The 15,162-nt window shown below is 59.3% G+C and carries 12 protein-coding genes and 1 tRNA gene; 12 read left to right on the top strand and 1 reads right to left on the bottom strand.

Annotated features, from left to right (window positions below; all coding sequences use genetic code 11):
• Positions 1-12 precede the first annotated feature (12 nt).
• The 3 genes from DXD48_RS00080 to DXD48_RS00070 all read left to right on the top strand — a co-directional run bounded on the left by DXD48_RS00080 (position 13) and on the right by DXD48_RS00070 (position 2,519).
• Positions 13-714, top strand: coding sequence for an ABC transporter ATP-binding protein (locus DXD48_RS00080; RefSeq protein ID WP_117563737.1), 702 nt, complete (start codon positions 13-15; stop codon positions 712-714).
• A gap of 326 nt (positions 715-1,040) precedes the next feature.
• Positions 1,041-1,718, top strand: coding sequence for a copper homeostasis protein CutC (locus DXD48_RS00075; RefSeq protein WP_089573303.1), 678 nt, complete (start codon positions 1,041-1,043; stop codon positions 1,716-1,718).
• Positions 1,719-1,721: 3 nt separating this feature from the next.
• Positions 1,722-2,519, top strand: a complete 798-nt coding sequence (locus DXD48_RS00070; protein ID WP_117563489.1) for a DUF4931 domain-containing protein — start codon at positions 1,722-1,724, stop codon at positions 2,517-2,519.
• Between the two features lie 30 nt (positions 2,520-2,549).
• On the opposite strand, the gene DXD48_RS00065 is transcribed toward DXD48_RS00070, so the two are convergent.
• Positions 2,550-3,548 (bottom strand): bile acid:sodium symporter family protein, encoded by a 999-nt coding sequence (locus tag DXD48_RS00065; protein WP_089573301.1) that lies wholly within the window; start codon positions 3,546-3,548, stop codon positions 2,550-2,552.
• A 276-nt stretch (positions 3,549-3,824) separates the two neighbouring features.
• Here DXD48_RS00065 and recJ point away from each other — a divergent pair, with 276 nt between their 5' ends.
• From recJ to rplT, 9 genes are all read left to right on the top strand, one after another.
• Positions 3,825-7,112: a single-stranded-DNA-specific exonuclease RecJ gene (recJ, locus tag DXD48_RS00060; RefSeq protein ID WP_117563488.1), complete on the top strand. Its 3,288-nt coding sequence runs from the start codon at positions 3,825-3,827 to the stop codon at positions 7,110-7,112.
• Positions 7,113-7,127: 15 nt separating this feature from the next.
• Entirely contained in the window at positions 7,128-9,488 is a 2,361-nt protein-coding gene (locus DXD48_RS00055; RefSeq protein WP_089573299.1) for a bifunctional (p)ppGpp synthetase/guanosine-3',5'-bis(diphosphate) 3'-pyrophosphohydrolase, read from the top strand.
• 84 nt (positions 9,489-9,572) lie between these two features.
• Positions 9,573-10,256 (top strand): MBL fold metallo-hydrolase, encoded by a 684-nt coding sequence (locus DXD48_RS00050; protein WP_089573298.1) that lies wholly within the window; start codon positions 9,573-9,575, stop codon positions 10,254-10,256.
• Between the two features lie 194 nt (positions 10,257-10,450).
• Complete coding sequence (gene fba / locus DXD48_RS00045; RefSeq protein WP_035137086.1) at positions 10,451-11,317, top strand: class II fructose-1,6-bisphosphate aldolase; 867 nt, start codon at positions 10,451-10,453, stop codon at positions 11,315-11,317.
• A 351-nt stretch (positions 11,318-11,668) separates the two neighbouring features.
• Positions 11,669-13,102, top strand: a complete 1,434-nt coding sequence (locus DXD48_RS00040; RefSeq protein ID WP_117563487.1) for a transglutaminase-like domain-containing protein — start codon at positions 11,669-11,671, stop codon at positions 13,100-13,102.
• A 39-nt stretch (positions 13,103-13,141) separates the two neighbouring features.
• A tRNA-Leu gene (locus DXD48_RS00035) sits at positions 13,142-13,228 on the top strand.
• Positions 13,229-13,659: 431 nt separating this feature from the next.
• Positions 13,660-14,229: a translation initiation factor IF-3 gene (gene infC, locus DXD48_RS00030; RefSeq protein ID WP_089573296.1), complete on the top strand. Its 570-nt coding sequence runs from the start codon at positions 13,660-13,662 to the stop codon at positions 14,227-14,229.
• 32 nt (positions 14,230-14,261) lie between these two features.
• On the top strand, positions 14,262-14,453 hold the full coding sequence (rpmI, locus tag DXD48_RS00025; RefSeq protein WP_006234422.1) for a 50S ribosomal protein L35: 192 nt from the start codon (positions 14,262-14,264) through the stop codon (positions 14,451-14,453).
• A 46-nt stretch (positions 14,454-14,499) separates the two neighbouring features.
• A complete protein-coding gene (gene rplT, locus DXD48_RS00020) occupies positions 14,500-14,859 on the top strand; it encodes a 50S ribosomal protein L20 (RefSeq protein WP_022094123.1) in 360 nt (119 codons plus the stop codon).
• Positions 14,860-15,162 lie beyond the last annotated feature (303 nt).

Below are 15,162 nucleotides of genomic sequence, written 5' to 3'. Positions count from 1 at the left end.
ATGGCAGAGCCGATGCTTTCCGTCTACAACATCAACGTCTGGTACGGCGCTATCCACGCCATCAAGGACATCTCCTTTAACGTCAACGAGGGCGAGATCGTGGCCCTGATCGGCGCGAACGGCGCCGGTAAGTCCACGACGCTTAAAACCATCTCGGGCCTGCTGCGTTCCAAGACCGGCTCCATCAAGTTTATGGGCGAGGACATTACCCATACGCCTGCCGATAAACTGGTGGGCAAGGGCCTGGCCCAGGTTCCCGAGGGCCGTCGCGCCTTTTTGCAGATGACGGTCGAGGAGAACCTGGAGATGGGCGCCTACACGCAGCCCAAGTCCACGGTGGCTCCGGGCCTTGAGCGCGTCTACGAGCAGTTCCCGCGCCTTAAGGAGCGCCGTCGCCAGGTCGCCGGCACCCTTTCGGGCGGCGAACAGCAGATGCTCGTTATGGGGCGCGCCCTTATGAGCAACCCCAAGCTGCTCATGCTCGACGAGCCTTCCATGGGCCTGGCGCCGATTCTGATTGAGCAGATTTTCCAGATTGTCGAGGACCTGCACAAGGCCGGCACCACGGTGCTTCTGGTCGAGCAGAATGCGCAGATGGCGCTCTCGATCGCCACACGCGGCTACGTGCTCGAGACCGGCAAGATCACCATGACTGGCACCGGCCAAGAGCTCCTGCACGACGATAACGTCCGCAAAGCCTACCTGGGCGGTTAACTAGTTACGCGGTTTTACCAAACCGCGTAACGGCTCGACGCTGCAAGCCCGCCAGAGCGGCAATCTGCCTTTCAACTTCGGCGGCATGACCAGAAGGGCAATGCCGCCTCGTTTCAAGGCACCTTGCTCGCTCTGGCGGGTTTTCGCTGTCGTTGCCAAAACATCGACGTTGTGGCAGATGCCAACGACTATTCCCTTTAAGTTGCGGTGGAATAGGGACTAAATGGGAGCCTCAGAGGTCAAAAGAGTCCTTATTCCACCGCAACTTCATGGGGGTGTGTGACAATGCCCGTCGGAAAACATCTGCTGTCTTTGGGGGTCTAGCTATGCTGTACGAGTTTTGTGCCGAGAACTTTGAGCGTGTGCCGGCGGCTATCGATGCCGGTGCTAAGCGCATCGAGTTGTGCGACAACCTTGCCGTCGGTGGTACCACGCCCTCGGCCGGCGTTATCAGCACTACGGTCAGCTATGCTCACGAGCATGACGCGCGAGTGATGTGCATGATTCGCCCGCGTGGCGGTGACTTTCACTACAACCAGGACGAGCTGCGCATGATGGAGATGGACTTGGGTCTTGCCGTGAGCGCCGGCGTTGACGGCCTGGTCTTTGGCTGCTGCAAGCCCTGTGCCGGCGGCTGGGCGCTCGACGAGCTCACCCTCGGCGCCCTCGTGATGGCTACGGGCTGCGCGACCGAGGAGTGCAAGCGCGGGGCCATCGATATCACCTTCCACATGGCCTTTGACCAGCTCTCGCCCGAGGCTCAGCTGGACGCCATTGACACACTCGCCGACTGCGGCATCACGCGCATCCTGACGCATGGTGGTGCTGCCGGAACGCCGATCGAGGACAACCTGGAGCACCTGTCGCGTCTTGTCGAGTATGCGGGCGACCGCCTGACCATCCTTCCCGGCGGCGGCATTTCTACGGCCAACCGCGATACCGTGGCGGCGGCATTGAGCGTCTCCGAGCTCCATGGCACCAAGATCGTGCCGCTGGAGGCGTAACCCGTGGCGCTGGTATTTGACGTTCAGCAGGCGAACGGTAAGCCCGACGACAACCGGCGCCCTGGCACCGCGTGTCCCTTTTGCGATACCGAGGAACTTGCCGATATCATCCGGCGCGATGGTGACTGCATCTGGCTCGAGAATAAGTTCAAGACCCTGCGCGCCACCCGTCAAACCGTGCTGATCGAGTCGGCCGATCACGATGCCGACCTGGTGATCTATGAGCCGGATGAACTCCACCATGTGATGCGGTTTGCCCTGGGTTGCTGGCAGCAGATGATCGATTCACAGCAGTATCGCAGCGTTCTCATGTACAAGAACAAGGGTCCGCTCTCGGGCGGTAGTCTCGTTCATCCGCACATGCAGATTGTGGGTTTGGAGCAGGAAGACGGCTACACTTCGCTGACTTCCGCCAATTTCGAAGGCATCAATGTCTGGCAACAGGGGAGAATCTCGGTCAATATCTCAACCGAACCGATCATGGGGTTCTTTGAGATCAACGTTTCAGCCCCGCAGGGAATCGCCGCCAGCGATGACGCACGAGACCAAGCCGAGGCGGATCTCTTTGCCGATGCGGTCCAGGTAGCTCTGCGCTATATCCTAAACGAGCACCACGGTGGTCGCGCAGAGTCGTACAACTTGTTCTTCTATCACCTGGGCGGTCGGACCATTGCCAAGGCGCTGCCGCGTTGGGTGGTTTCGCCCTACTTTGTCGGCTATCGTTTGGCCCAAGTCAATGCCGAGACGACGCTCGATATCGATGCTGAGCGTCTGCGTGCGCATCTGGAAACGCTCGTATAGCAAGACTAACACCCGCGTAATGCGGACAGCCTAGCGCGCCATGGCGTCGCGGCCGGCTTCGACCCGCTTGCGCTGTTTGGTGCGCTCCTCGCAGGTTAGGCACTCAAAGAGATGCCCGATAATCGAGGCCAGCACCTGCTGAAACAGCGTGCCGCACATGACGGGGAACACGACCTCGCCCGGAAAGTACTGCGTGGCGATGACGGCACCCGAAGAGATGTTGCGCATGCCGCAGGTAAAGCACATGGTAGTCGTCTCGCTATATGGCAGATGCAGCGCACGTGCGACCAGAAAACCGACGACAAAGCCGCTGATGGCGAAGACCAAAATAAAGAGGGCGACTTCCAGGCGCACCGCGTTTATGTGCAGCACGTACTCGCTCATAGCGGTGGAGTTGGACGCGATGACGCCCATCATCATGAACTTGCAGGCGGGCGAGAGCACGGGAGAGAGTTTCTCGTGGCCCCAGCCGCGCGTGAGTTCATTGATGGCAATACCGAGCACAGCGGGGATGGCGATCATAAAGGCCATGTTCTGCATCATGCTCGGCACGTCGATCGAGACGGTGGCGCCCAGCAGGAGCTTGAGCGTAAGCGGAATCGTCACAGGTGAGATGACCGAGGACGTCAGGATGATGGTGAGCGCGAGCGGGCCGTTGCCGCCGAACATGCTGATCCACATAAAAGCGGTGACGGCCACGGGCACGCTGTATTCGAGCACAATGCCGCAGACAAGGTTGGGGTTGGAGCCAAAGAAGAGTGACCCCATGGCATACGCCGCGATGGGAATAAGCACCGCCGAGACGAGCAGCGCCAAGACTAGGTGCAACGGACGGCGGAACACCTCGGTTACCTGGTGAAAGGTGTTGCTGAGCGCACCCTGAAACGTCATAAAGGCAAACAAGGTGGGAACGATGGGCTTGAGTACGCCAATCTGTTGGGGAAAGAGCACGCCGAGTGCCACGCAAATCGGAACGATGACCTGCATGTGCCCCGCGAGAAACTTGCCCAGTCCAACCCATTGCTTCATATGCGCTTGTGACTCCCTTTGCCCGTGAACCCGTTTTGAATGGATATGCTAGACGCTCGCATGCGTCCGTGCGTCAGAAACGCTCGAATATTTCGAGGCTATTACCGGCATCGTTTACCGAAACCGCGGCGTGCTGCGGCGATTTGCGTCTGCTCTGCACGGTATAATAAATCCGTTCAACAGATCTGCCTGCCGAAGCGGGCATACACAGAGGACTCATCGCTATGAACCGTGAGAGGTATCGCGGCGACCTGCCCCTATCGGGGGTGGGCGCCTATGTCATCGCTTAAGACGACGCATCGCTGGGCAGTCGCTCGGCAAAACCCCGAGCTCGAAAAGGAGTTTTCGGCTGGCCTGGGCATACCCGGGCTGGTGGCGCGCATTATGGTTGCGCACGGCATTACATCCATCGAAGAAGGCCAGCTGTTTTTGACGCCTTCGCTCGATCGCGACTGGGCCGACCCGCTCGTTATTCCGGGCATGGCGGTCGTCGCCGACCGCGTTGAGCGCGCTATTCGCAGCCACGAGCACATTGCGGTCTTTGGCGATTTTGATGTTGACGGTATTACGTCGACCTGCCTGTTGACCGAGGCATTGCGCACGTTTGGCGCCGATGTCACGCCGTTTATTCCGCATCGCTTTGACGAGGGCTACGGCCTGTCGCGTGCGGCGCTCGACCGCGTCAACGAACTCGCCCAACCCAACCTGATTGTGACCGTCGATAACGGTATTGCCGCCAAGGAAGAGGTTTCCTATCTGGAGAGCCTGGGGATCGATTTGGTGGTCACGGACCATCACGAGCCCTCCGACCAGGTGCCGCAGGGCGTGCCCCTGACCGACCCCAAGCTCGAGGACGAGGGTCCCTCGCGCGAGCTTGCCGGTGCCGGCGTGGCGCTCAAGCTGGTGCAGGTCCTGGGCGAGCGTTTGGGCAAGCCGTCGTATTGGCGTTCGCTGATAGAGGTCGCAGCGCTGGGCACCGTGTCCGACATGATGCCGCTCACGCCCGAGAATCGCGCACTGGTCGCCGAGGGCATCCAGCAGATGCGCGTGACGGCCCGCCCCGGCTATATCGCGCTTGCCGCACTTGCCAAGGCCGACCTTTCTACCATTACGGCCGACGGCCTGTCGTTTTCGCTCATCCCTCGTCTGAATGCTGCCGGCCGCATGGCTGATCCCAAGCTGGCGCTCGACCTGCTGCTTGCCCGCGACCCCATCGAAGCGAGCACTCTTGCCGCCGAGCTCGAGGAAATCAATCGCCAACGCCGCGAGATCGAGGCCGAGCTTACGCGCGATGCCATGGCGAAGGTCGAGGAGACTTATGACGGCGGGCGCGCAATCGTCGTGGGTGGCGAGGGCTGGCACGAGGGCGTCAAGGGCATCGTGGCAAGCCGTCTGACCAACCGCTATCACGTGCCGGCGCTACTGTTCTCGATCGAGGACGGTATCGCGCGCGGCTCTGGTCGCTCGGTGGGCAAAGTTAACCTGTTTGACGCCGTCGAGCGCTGTTCCGACCTGCTGATTCGTCGCGGCGGACATGCCGGTGCGGTGGGTGTGACCATCGAGGCATCCAAGCTCGATGAGTTCCGCCGCCGCCTTTCCGCCGTGCTATCGGAGCTTCCCGCCGAGGACTTTGAAGACACCGACGAGGTCGCCGCCACCGTCGACCTTTCCGAGCTGAATATCGAGACCATCGAGCAGATCTCCCGTCTTGAGCCGTTTGGCCAGGGCAACAAGGTGCCGCTGCTGGCTGCCGAGGGCGTGACGATGTGCGACCGCGCCGTGGTGGGCAAAACCGGCGAGCACATGCGCTTTGTGGCGACCGATGGCGCCGCGAGTGTGCCGGCCATTATGTTCCGCGTGCCGCAGATCGATAAGCTCATCAATTGCGATAGCGCCGTCGACTTGGTGTTCGAGGCCGTGGCCGAGCATTGGCAAGGTCGCGTAAAGCCAAAGCTCATGATCAAGGATGTTCTGGTTCGCGATACCACGCTGCCCAGCGTCGATGATCCGGCGTGCGAGCTTCGCCGCGGCGTGCAGCCGGCGGATTCTGGCCTGCGCCTGGAGTCGCGTAAACGCGAGACGCTCGCCCAGCTTTCCTATACCGAGCTCACGCGCTCGCTTATCCATAGCTTTATCGGATCGAACCAGCCGCACCGCGCGCAGGTTGAGGCGCTCGATGCCTTGGCCGACCACCAGAGCGTCTTGGCCGTTATGGGAACGGGCCGCGGCAAGTCTCTCATCTTCCATGTACATGCTGCGCGCGAGGCTGTCCTTCGCGGACGTGCGAGCATCTTTGTCTATCCGCTGCGCGCGCTTGTTGCCGACCAGGCCTATCACCTCTCGTCGACGATGGCAGCGCTTGGCATTGGCGTTGGCGTGCTGACCGGCGAGACCGTGGAGGCCGCACGCGATGATGTGTTCGCCGGCCTAGCTTCGGGCCGCACCGGTATCGTGCTCACGACGCCCGAGTTCCTATCTATCCACCGTGACCGCTTCGCGCGTTCGGGCCGCATCGGCTTTGTCGTTATCGATGAGGCGCACCACGCCGGCCTTGCCAAGGGCGGCGACCGCAGCGCCTATCTCGACATGCCCGATATCCTCAAAGCCCTGGGCGACCCGGTTGTTATGGCTGCGACGGCCACCGCGACGGCTCCGGTCGTGGCCGAGCTTGCCCGCATGCTGCCGATTACTCGCACGGTGGTCGACGAGACGGTGCGCGAGAACCTGCAGCTCGAGGACGACCGCGACCTTGCGAGCCGCGAGAACCGTTTGGTGTCGATCGTGGCGACGGGGGAGAAGACCGTCATTTACGTCAATTCGCGCGACCAGTCCGTGGCGCTCGCCAAGACGTTGCGCAAGCGTGTGCCCGATTGCGCAACCCATATCGCGTTCTATAACGCGGGGCTTGCGCGCTCCGATCGCCGCCGCGTGGAGGAAGCATTCCGAGACGGAAGCCTCAGCTGCATCGTCTCGACCTCTGCCTTTGGCGAGGGTGTCAATCTGCCCGATATCCGCCATGTCGTGCTGTACCACATGCCGTTTGGCGCCATTGAGTTCAACCAGATGAGCGGGCGTGCCGGTCGTGACGGACAGCCCGCCGTGATCCACCTGCTCTATTCGTCGCGCGACGCCCGCATCAACGAGCGCCTGCTCGACTGCTACGCACCCGAGCGCGACGAACTCGTCACACTCTATCGTGCGTTGCAGACCATGTGGCGCTCCAACCGCGGTAAGACCGGGGATGATTCATTCTGCGCAAGCGATATCGACATCGCGCAGATGTGCCTTGCCATCGATGCTCGCACGCCGGTCGACGAGCGCTCGGTGGAAAGTGGCCTGGGAATCTTCGAAGAGCTTGGTTTCTGTCGCATTTCGGGGTTTGACGACACCCGTCGCATCGCGATGGCCGAAAACCCCGGCCGTGTGCAATTGAGCAGGTCAATTCGCTATTTGGAGGGCTTGCGCTCGCGCATGGAGTTCTCGGCTTTCCGGAGTTGGGCGCTCGATTCGTGCGCTTCTGATATGCTAGCCAAAGTTAACCGCCCGATCGTACCGCGGGCCTAGGGGAAGGGGACCTCGATGGATGCCGCAGCCCGTACCGCCCATGATTCCACCCTCCAGCCGTTCTCGGAGATGGAGCACTATAAGCATGCCGATGAGCTGCCGCCCGAGATTATGGCGGACAGCTACGACAAACTGGAGCGCCTGTGCCTCAAATATATGAATGAGGACGACTTTTCTAAGGTGGAGCAGGCCTATTGCTTTGCTGCCGAGAAGCACTGCAACCAAAAGCGCCGCTCGGGTGAGATGTACATCAACCATCCCGTCGAGGTGGCCATCATTTTGGCCGATCTCAAGATGGACTGCGATGTAGTGTGCGCCGCGCTGCTGCACGATACCGTCGAGGATACCGAGACCTCGCTTGCCGATGTTTCCGGCCTGTTTGGCGATACGGTGGCCGAGCTCGTCGATGGCGTGACCAAGCTCACCAACATCGAAGTCGACAGTATGGACGAGAAACAGGCGCTCACGCTGCGAAAGATGTTCCTCGCCATGTCCAAGGACATCCGCGTCATCATCGTTAAGCTTGCCGACCGTCTGCACAACATGCGCACCCTTGCAGCCCTGCGTGAGGACCGTCGCCTGTTTAAGGCTCGCGAGACCATGGACGTGTATGCGCCCCTGGCCGACCGTCTGGGCATGAGCTCCATTAAATGGGAGCTCGAGGACCTGTCCTTCTTCTACCTGGAGCCCGATGCCTACCAGCGCATCGCACGCATGGTGGCGGAGTCGCGCGAGGTCCGTGAGCGCTATCTGGCCGAGACCATCAAGACGCTCACCGACGAGCTCAACCGCATTGGCCTGGAAGACTTCCAGATCAACGGCCGTTCCAAGCACTATTGGTCCATCTACCAAAAGATGAAGCGCAAGGGCAAGGAATTCTCCGAGATCTACGACCTGGTGGCACTGCGCGTCATCACGCATTCGGTGCGCGATTGCTACTCCACGCTCGGCGCGGTGCACACGCTGTGGCACCCCATGCCCGGCCGCTTTAAAGACTATATCGCCATGCCCAAGGTCAATAACTACCAGTCGCTCCACACGACGGTCATCGGCCCCACGGCTCGCCCGCTCGAGATTCAGATTCGAACCTATGAGATGCATGAGCAGGCCGAGTACGGCATTGCCGCCCACTGGCTATATAAGAAGTCGGGCGGATCGTCTGCTTCCAAGACCAATGACGCTCAACGTTTGGACGACCAGATCAACTGGCTCAAGCATTCGCTCGATTGGGCGGCTTCCGACGAGATCACCGATGCCAAGGAATACCTGCATTCGCTGAAGGTCGACCTCTTCGATCAGGAGATCTTTGTCTTTACGCCCAAGGGCGAGGTCATGGCGCTTCGTGCCGGCTCCACGCCGCTCGACTTTGCCTACGCCGTTCACACCGAGGTGGGAAACCATTGCGTCGGCGCCAAAATCAACGGTGCGGTGGCTCCGCTCACGCACGAGATTAAGACGGGTGACCGTGTCGAGATTCTGACTAACAAGAGTTCCAAGCCGTCGCGTGATTGGCTCAAGATCGTTAAGACACCTTCCGCCAAGTCAAAGATCCGCCGCTATTTTGCCGCTGCGACCAAGGACGACGACGCTGCTGCTGGTCGCGATATGCTGGCTAAGGACCTGCGTAAGCGTGGCTATGGCATTTCTACGCCGCGTTCGACGCGTGCGCTCAACGCCGTGGCGGAGCAGTTTAACTTCAAGCAGCTCGAGGACCTGTTTGCCGCCGTCGGCGCCGGCAAGGTTGCCCCGCGCGCTGTGGGCAATAAGGTCGAGCAAATCTTGGACCCCAAGCCCGAGGAACAGCTCACCAAGGCCGAGGCTATCGCCGAGGTCGTGAAGCAGCCTGCTCGCGGCTCCAACCGCAAGCCGCAAAAGCGCGGCAAGAGCGCCAGTAACGGCATTATCGTCAAGGGCGAGAGCAACAGCGGCCTACTGGTCCGTCTGGCTCATTGCTGCAACCCCGTGACGGGCGACGACATCGTCGGCTTCATCACGCGCGGTCGTGGCGTTTCGGTGCATCGCGCCAACTGTCCCAACGTCAAGGGTCTTATGGAGCATCCCGAGCGCATGATCGAAGTGGAGTGGGACGGCGCTGCCGACACCCTCTTCCAGGTCGAGATCGTGGTCGAGTGCCTGGACCGCATGGGCCTGCTCAAGGATGTCACCATTGCCATTGGCGATGCGGGCGGCAATATCCTTTCTGCCGCCACGTCGACCAACCGCGAGGGTATTGCAACCCTGCGCTTTATGGTCGAGATCTCGGACGCGAGTGGTCTGGATCCGCTGCTGGCCTCCATCAGCAGCGTTGACTCGGTCTACGACGCGCGCCGCCTGATGCCCGGTGAGGGTGGAGCCCAGCTTAAGCGCCGCGTTTAGTCGCGACGAACGTGTCACATTATCGATATTCGCTACACTCGAGGCATCGTTTGATGCCTCGAGTTCTATAGAGAGGAGAGGGACATGAGTGCTGTGTCCTTGGATTTAACTCCCAAGGGATCGGTCGAGATCGAGACGCTCGTAAACGGTCCCATTCAGACCAATAGCTATGCTGTTATTTCGGACAATGAGTGCGTGATTATCGATCCCGCATGGGAAGGCGAACGCCTGGTGGAGCATATTCGAGCCGAGCATCCCGGCGTACGCGTGTTTGGCGCCGTATGCACTCATGGCCATGCCGATCATGTTGGTGGTGTTGCAGGCGTGCGAACCACCGTTGGCGAGGGCTGCCAGTATGAGCTGTGTGCTAAGGATGTGGCGGTGCCGCATGCGAACATCGAGGAACAGCGAGCTATGTGGGGCATTGAGACGCCTGACCCCGGGGAGCCGACGCACCTGCTCGCCGAGGGAGATGCTATCAAGGTGGGCGATATCTACCTGCAGGTGATCGAGACGCCAGGGCATACGCCGGGCGGGATCGTCTTGTTTGCTGCCACCGAGCAGGGGAACATTGCCTTTGTGGGCGACACCCTGTTTCCGGGTGGGCACGGCCGCACCGATCTTTCTGGAGGAGACGAGGCGGCGATTCTGCGCTCGCTCTCCAAGCTCGCCCGGCTTCTCCCGCCCGATACCGTTTGCCTAACCGGTCATGGCGATTCGACCACCATGGCACGCGAGCTCATGCAGAACCCTTTCATGCAGATTTAGCTTAATAGTCGGCTTTTGAAGCACGAGAAGCGTCCAAACGTCAAGCTATTTTTCCCCAACGGGTCGATTTCGTAGGGCAAACGGTCAAAAAAGTCTGTTTGGACGATATTCGTGAACAAACGAACGTTTATGCTCGGGTGCGCCGTGGTAAAATCTCAGGCGTTATCGGAGCAACCTTACAGGAGGTTTCTTTTATGCTCGTCAACGCAGCAGACATGCTCAAGAAGGCCGAGGCCGGCAAGTACGGTCTTGGTGCCTTCAACACCAACAACCTCGAGTGGACCCTGGCTATTCTCCAGGCCGCCGAGGAGGCCAAGTCTCCGCTGATCCTTCAGTGCACCGCTGGTGCCGCTAAGTGGATGGGCGGTTTCAAGGTCTGCGCCGACATGGTCAAGGCTGCCGTCGAGGCCACGGGCGTTACCGTTCCCGTCGCCCTTCACCTCGATCACGGTTCTTACGAGGACTGCTTCAAGTGCATCGAGGCCGGCTTCACGTCCATCATGTATGACGGCTCTCACGAGGAGACCTTCCAGCTTAACCTCGACCGCACCAAGGAGCTCGTTGAGCTTGCTCACTCCAAGGGCATGTCCATCGAGGCCGAGGTCGGCGGCATCGGCGGCACCGAGGACGGCGTGACCTCCAGCGGCGAGCTCGCTGATCCTGCTGAGTGCAAGCAGATCGCTGACCTGGGTGTCGACTTCCTCGCCTGCGGCATCGGCAACATCCACGGCGTGTACCCCGCCGACTGGGCTGGTCTTTCCTTCGAGCGTCTGGGCGAGATTAAGGCCCAGACCGGTGACCTGCCCCTCGTTCTGCACGGTGGCACCGGCATCCCCGAGGATCAGATCAAGAAGGCCATCTCCCTGGGCATCTCCAAGATCAACGTCAACACCGACCTGCAGCTCGTCTTCGCCAAGGGCGTCCGCGAGTACATCGAGGCTGGCAAGGATCAGCAGGGCAAGGGCTTTGACCCCCGCAAGCTCCTCAAGCCTGGTCGCGACAACATCGTTGCCCGCACCAAGGAGCTCATGGAGGAGTTTGGCTCCGTCAACAAGGCGTAAGCGTCGCTAAACTTCCCGCCGGAAGCCCCGTCCCCCTACACTGTTTCCTTTGCGCTCACCTGGCTTTGCCAGAAGTCGCGCCAAGAAAACAGCTCCGGGGGACGGGGCTTCCTTCGTTTAACGCCGCAGGGTTACGAGTCTGAATTAAGATGGCTACTGGCTTTGCCAGAAGTCGCGCGACGGAATCAGCTCCGGGGAAACGGGGCCTCCTTTGTTAACTTGCTACAGGGTTACTGGTCTGATTTTAGTTATATGGTTACCGTTCAGCGGTGTTGATGGCTCCCTTGTTGGGGCTTTCTTTTTATCTCGCTACAATGGGCTTCAAGCGTTCTAGTGACTTGGAGTTTTGGTATGGCTGTTATTAATGTGCTGCCTTCGGATGGGAAGGTTATTGACGAGGGTCCAGTTGGTTGCTCTGCTGATGTTTGCTGTGATGACTTTCGTCATCTCGATGTTGGACTGCCGCCCGAGATTCTTCGTCTTATGGATGCCGGGTATTTGACGCAGGCTGTTGCTGCCTGCGATCGCCTTTTGGAGCAGAACTCCGAGCCTTCGCTGGCTGCTTGTGTTCGTGCCGAGCGGTATCGCATGCTCGAGACGCCGCTTCATTTTTCGGTGTCGCGCGACCAGGCTATTGCGATGATTCGCGAGGAGTGGCCAGAGTTTACCGAAGAGCAGTTTGATGACCTGATTAATCGTAAGCGTATTGACTGGCGCTTTATCGATGGCGAACTGTTCGTTCTCGACAACTTCCTCGATTCGCTTCGCGTATATCCCAAAGAGGTTCCCGGCATGCGGCCCGATTCTACGGACGGAATAGCACTGCGCAACGAGATGCTCAAGGAGATGGAGTCACAAAACGGATTGGCTCGCGTCATTACGCTTAAAGCGTCCGTGTCTGTCCCCGGCGCTCTGGAAAGGGAGACCGTTCGCGCGTGGCTACCCGTTGCCGCCGCCTGTCGTCAACAGTCTCATATCGAGGTTCTCGATATGACGCCGGAGGGTGCTGTTGCCCCCGCGAATGCTTCGGCGCGTACCGCCTCGTGGTCTTCTTCGAGTGAGCGCTCATTCTCGGTGACCTATCGCTATCAAATTGATGCCGCTTATCGTGATGTCTATGGGGGTGCGCTTCCGGTGCATCCTTGCATGGACACGCCACTGCCCGTGGACACCTCCGAGGACCGTCCGCACATTGCATTCACGCCGTATCTACAGCAGCTGACAGCCCGTGTCATTGACGGGCTCGAGGATCCGCTCGATCGCGCCCGTGCTATCTATGATTACCTGACGCAGTACATCGACTATCGCTATCAGCCGCCGTACTTGCTTTTGGGATCTATTGCCGATGACTGCGCGCATTCGCTCCGCGGCGATTGCGGCGTTATGGCGCTCACGTTTATCACCATGTGCCGTATCGCGGGCGTGCCTGCCCGTTGGCAGAGCGGCCTGTATGTTGCGCCCGATTCGGTGGGGTCGCACGACTGGGCAGAGTTCTATACGCCGCAGACCGGATGGCTCAACGCCGACGTGTCATTTGGATCTTCTGCTCGCAGGATGGGGGAGGAGTGGCGCCGCCGTCACTACTTTGGCAATCTCGACCCGTGGCGTATGGTGGCCAACAATCGATTCCAGGCAGAGTTTGAGCCCTCTTTCGACGGCATGCGCGAGGACCCTTACGATAACCAGATGGGTGAGGCTTCGGTCGACGGTCGCGGATGCCGTCGGCGCGAGATGCTCCGCACGGTCGAACTCATCGAAATGCTCGAAGTTCCATTTTCGGACTAATCGGTAGAAAGCTGTGATAAACTAACTCACGCATTGCGTGCCCGAGTGGCGGAATTGGCAGACGCAGTGGACTCAAAATCCACCGTTGGCAACAACGTGCGAGTTCGAGTCTCGCCTCGGGCACCATACATGCAAGTGAGCGTTCAAGGGGGTTGCGGCCCCCTTTTTCGTGCCGAACTCGCGTGAGCGCGCGAAGCGTTAAGCAAACAGGCCTGTGGCCTGTTTGTAGCGGAGCGTGGCGAGGGCGCCACGCGCCCGAAGCCCGGGGCTTCGCGAAGCGAAGGCCCTTCGAGTCTCGCCTCGAGCACCATACATGCAAGCGAGCGTTCAAGGGGGTCAAGGTCCCTTTTTCGTGTACGTAATGTGATAACGCGCTGTACGTGTTATTATTCGCAAGGCGTTGTTCCCGCAATGCCCTAAAGAGGAACCTGAGGGTTCCCACCTTTTGGCGCCAATGAGCAGCTGACTGGTCATACAACTTAGATTCCCTTCCTCAAATCGAGGAAGTCTATGTGTACGACCTGGTTGCTGAGAAGCGCCGGGTTATTTTTTTATGAATGGAGGTAGGGAAAATAGCTAAGTCTGATGACACCCGCATCAACGACGAGATCACTGCATCTTCGTGTCGTTTGATTGGCGTCGATGGCTCTCAGCTCGGCCTGTTCGCCATCCGCGATGCCCAGCGCGTCGCCGACGATCAGGGTCTCGACCTGGTCGAGATCGCTCCCAACGCGGAGCCGCCGGTCTGCAAGGTCATGGACTACGGTAAGTTCAAGTACCAGCAGGCCATGAAGGCCAAGGCTGCTCGTAAGAACCAGTCCAAGGTCGAGGTCAAGGAAATGAAGTTCCGACCCAAGATCGACGTTGGCGACTACGAGACCAAGAAGGGCCACGTTCTGCGTTTCCTCAAGAAGGGCGCACGCGTTAAGATCACCATCATGTTCCGCGGCCGTGAGATGGCTCACCCGGAGCAGGGCCTTAACGTTCTCGAGCGTCTCGCCGAGGATCTCAAGCCTTACGCTACGGTCGAGTCCAAGCCTAAGATGGAAGGCCGTAACATGCTTATGCTGCTCGCCCCGATTAAGGGCGCCTTCGATGAGGATAAAGCGGCAAGCGATAGCAAGTAACTAGTGTTCTGTAACCGATTAAGGAGTATTTCATGCCTAAGATGAAGTCCCACAGCGGCACCAAGAAGCGTTTCCGCAAGACTGGTACCGGCAAGCTTATGCGCGCCAAGGCTTTCAAGAGCCACATCCTGAGCAAGAAGTCCACCAAGCGTAAGCGTGGCTTCCGTCAGGAGACCGAGATCGCCGCTGCCGACCGCAAGGTCATCAAGTCGCGTCTCGCCTAAGTTCGCGTTCCCGTTTTTCGTTTTACCGTCTAGGAGTTGATAGAACATGGCACGTATTAAGCGCGCTGTTGCCGCCAAGAAGAAGCGCCGTACCGTTATGCACCGTGCGAAGGGTTACTACGGTGCCGCTTCGCGTACTTACAAGCATGCTAAAGAGCAGGTCCAGCACTCCCTGCAGTATCAGTATCGTGATCGCCGCAACAAGAAGCGCGAGATCCGTTCTCTCTGGATCACCCGTATCAACGCTGCTGCTCGCCTGAACGACATCTCTTACTCTCAGTTCATGCACGGCCTGAAGGTTGCCGGCATCGAGCTCGACCGCAAGGTCCTGGCTCAGATGGCTTACGAGGACATCGAGTCCTTCAACGAGCTGGCTGCCATTGCCAAGAAGGCTCTCGAGGCCTAATAGATTCTCTTGAATCGCTAGGGGAGTGTCGCGTTGTGCGCGGCGCTCCCTCTTTTTATCTGAAGCGCGGTTTACATTGCTAAAAGCGCGGGTAGATAGACACTTACAGGTGACCGATCTCTATATATTTCTAAACCAAAGGGTCATCATCTGATACGTGCGGAAGATCCGCACCAGTCTTTCTATTAGCTATAGAAAGCGATATGTTGTGTAGGACTTGTGAAGAGTGGAATTGACGACCCACAGGGCTTCGCGGTCTGGCAATATATCTCCTTGCCGCGCGGCCCGGTCGGACCGGATCAG

This window comes from Collinsella sp. TM05-37, from assembly GCF_003436455.1.
Taxonomy (GTDB): domain Bacteria; phylum Actinomycetota; class Coriobacteriia; order Coriobacteriales; family Coriobacteriaceae; genus Collinsella.
Note: the sequence above shows the minus strand (reverse complement) of the source record. Positions and strands in the feature narration are given on the sequence as shown.

Excerpts from the sequence above, each read along its gene's own strand:
- DXD48_RS00080 (WP_117563737.1), top strand. The coding sequence starts at position 13 with ATGCTTTCCGTCTACAACATCAACGTCTGGTACGGCGCTATCCACGCC.
- DXD48_RS00075 (WP_089573303.1), top strand. The coding sequence starts at position 1,041 with ATGCTGTACGAGTTTTGTGCCGAGAACTTTGAGCGTGTGCCGGCGGCT.
- DXD48_RS00065 (WP_089573301.1), bottom strand. The coding sequence starts at position 3,548 with ATGAAGCAATGGGTTGGACTGGGCAAGTTTCTCGCGGGGCACATGCAG.
- recJ (WP_117563488.1), top strand. The coding sequence starts at position 3,825 with ATGTCATCGCTTAAGACGACGCATCGCTGGGCAGTCGCTCGGCAAAAC.
- DXD48_RS00055 (WP_089573299.1), top strand. The coding sequence starts at position 7,128 with ATGGATGCCGCAGCCCGTACCGCCCATGATTCCACCCTCCAGCCGTTC.
- DXD48_RS00050 (WP_089573298.1), top strand. The coding sequence starts at position 9,573 with ATGAGTGCTGTGTCCTTGGATTTAACTCCCAAGGGATCGGTCGAGATC.
- fba (WP_035137086.1), top strand. The coding sequence starts at position 10,451 with ATGCTCGTCAACGCAGCAGACATGCTCAAGAAGGCCGAGGCCGGCAAG.
- DXD48_RS00040 (WP_117563487.1), top strand. The coding sequence starts at position 11,669 with ATGGCTGTTATTAATGTGCTGCCTTCGGATGGGAAGGTTATTGACGAG.
- infC (WP_089573296.1), top strand. The coding sequence starts at position 13,660 with ATGGAGGTAGGGAAAATAGCTAAGTCTGATGACACCCGCATCAACGAC.
- rpmI (WP_006234422.1), top strand. The coding sequence starts at position 14,262 with ATGCCTAAGATGAAGTCCCACAGCGGCACCAAGAAGCGTTTCCGCAAG.
- rplT (WP_022094123.1), top strand. The coding sequence starts at position 14,500 with ATGGCACGTATTAAGCGCGCTGTTGCCGCCAAGAAGAAGCGCCGTACC.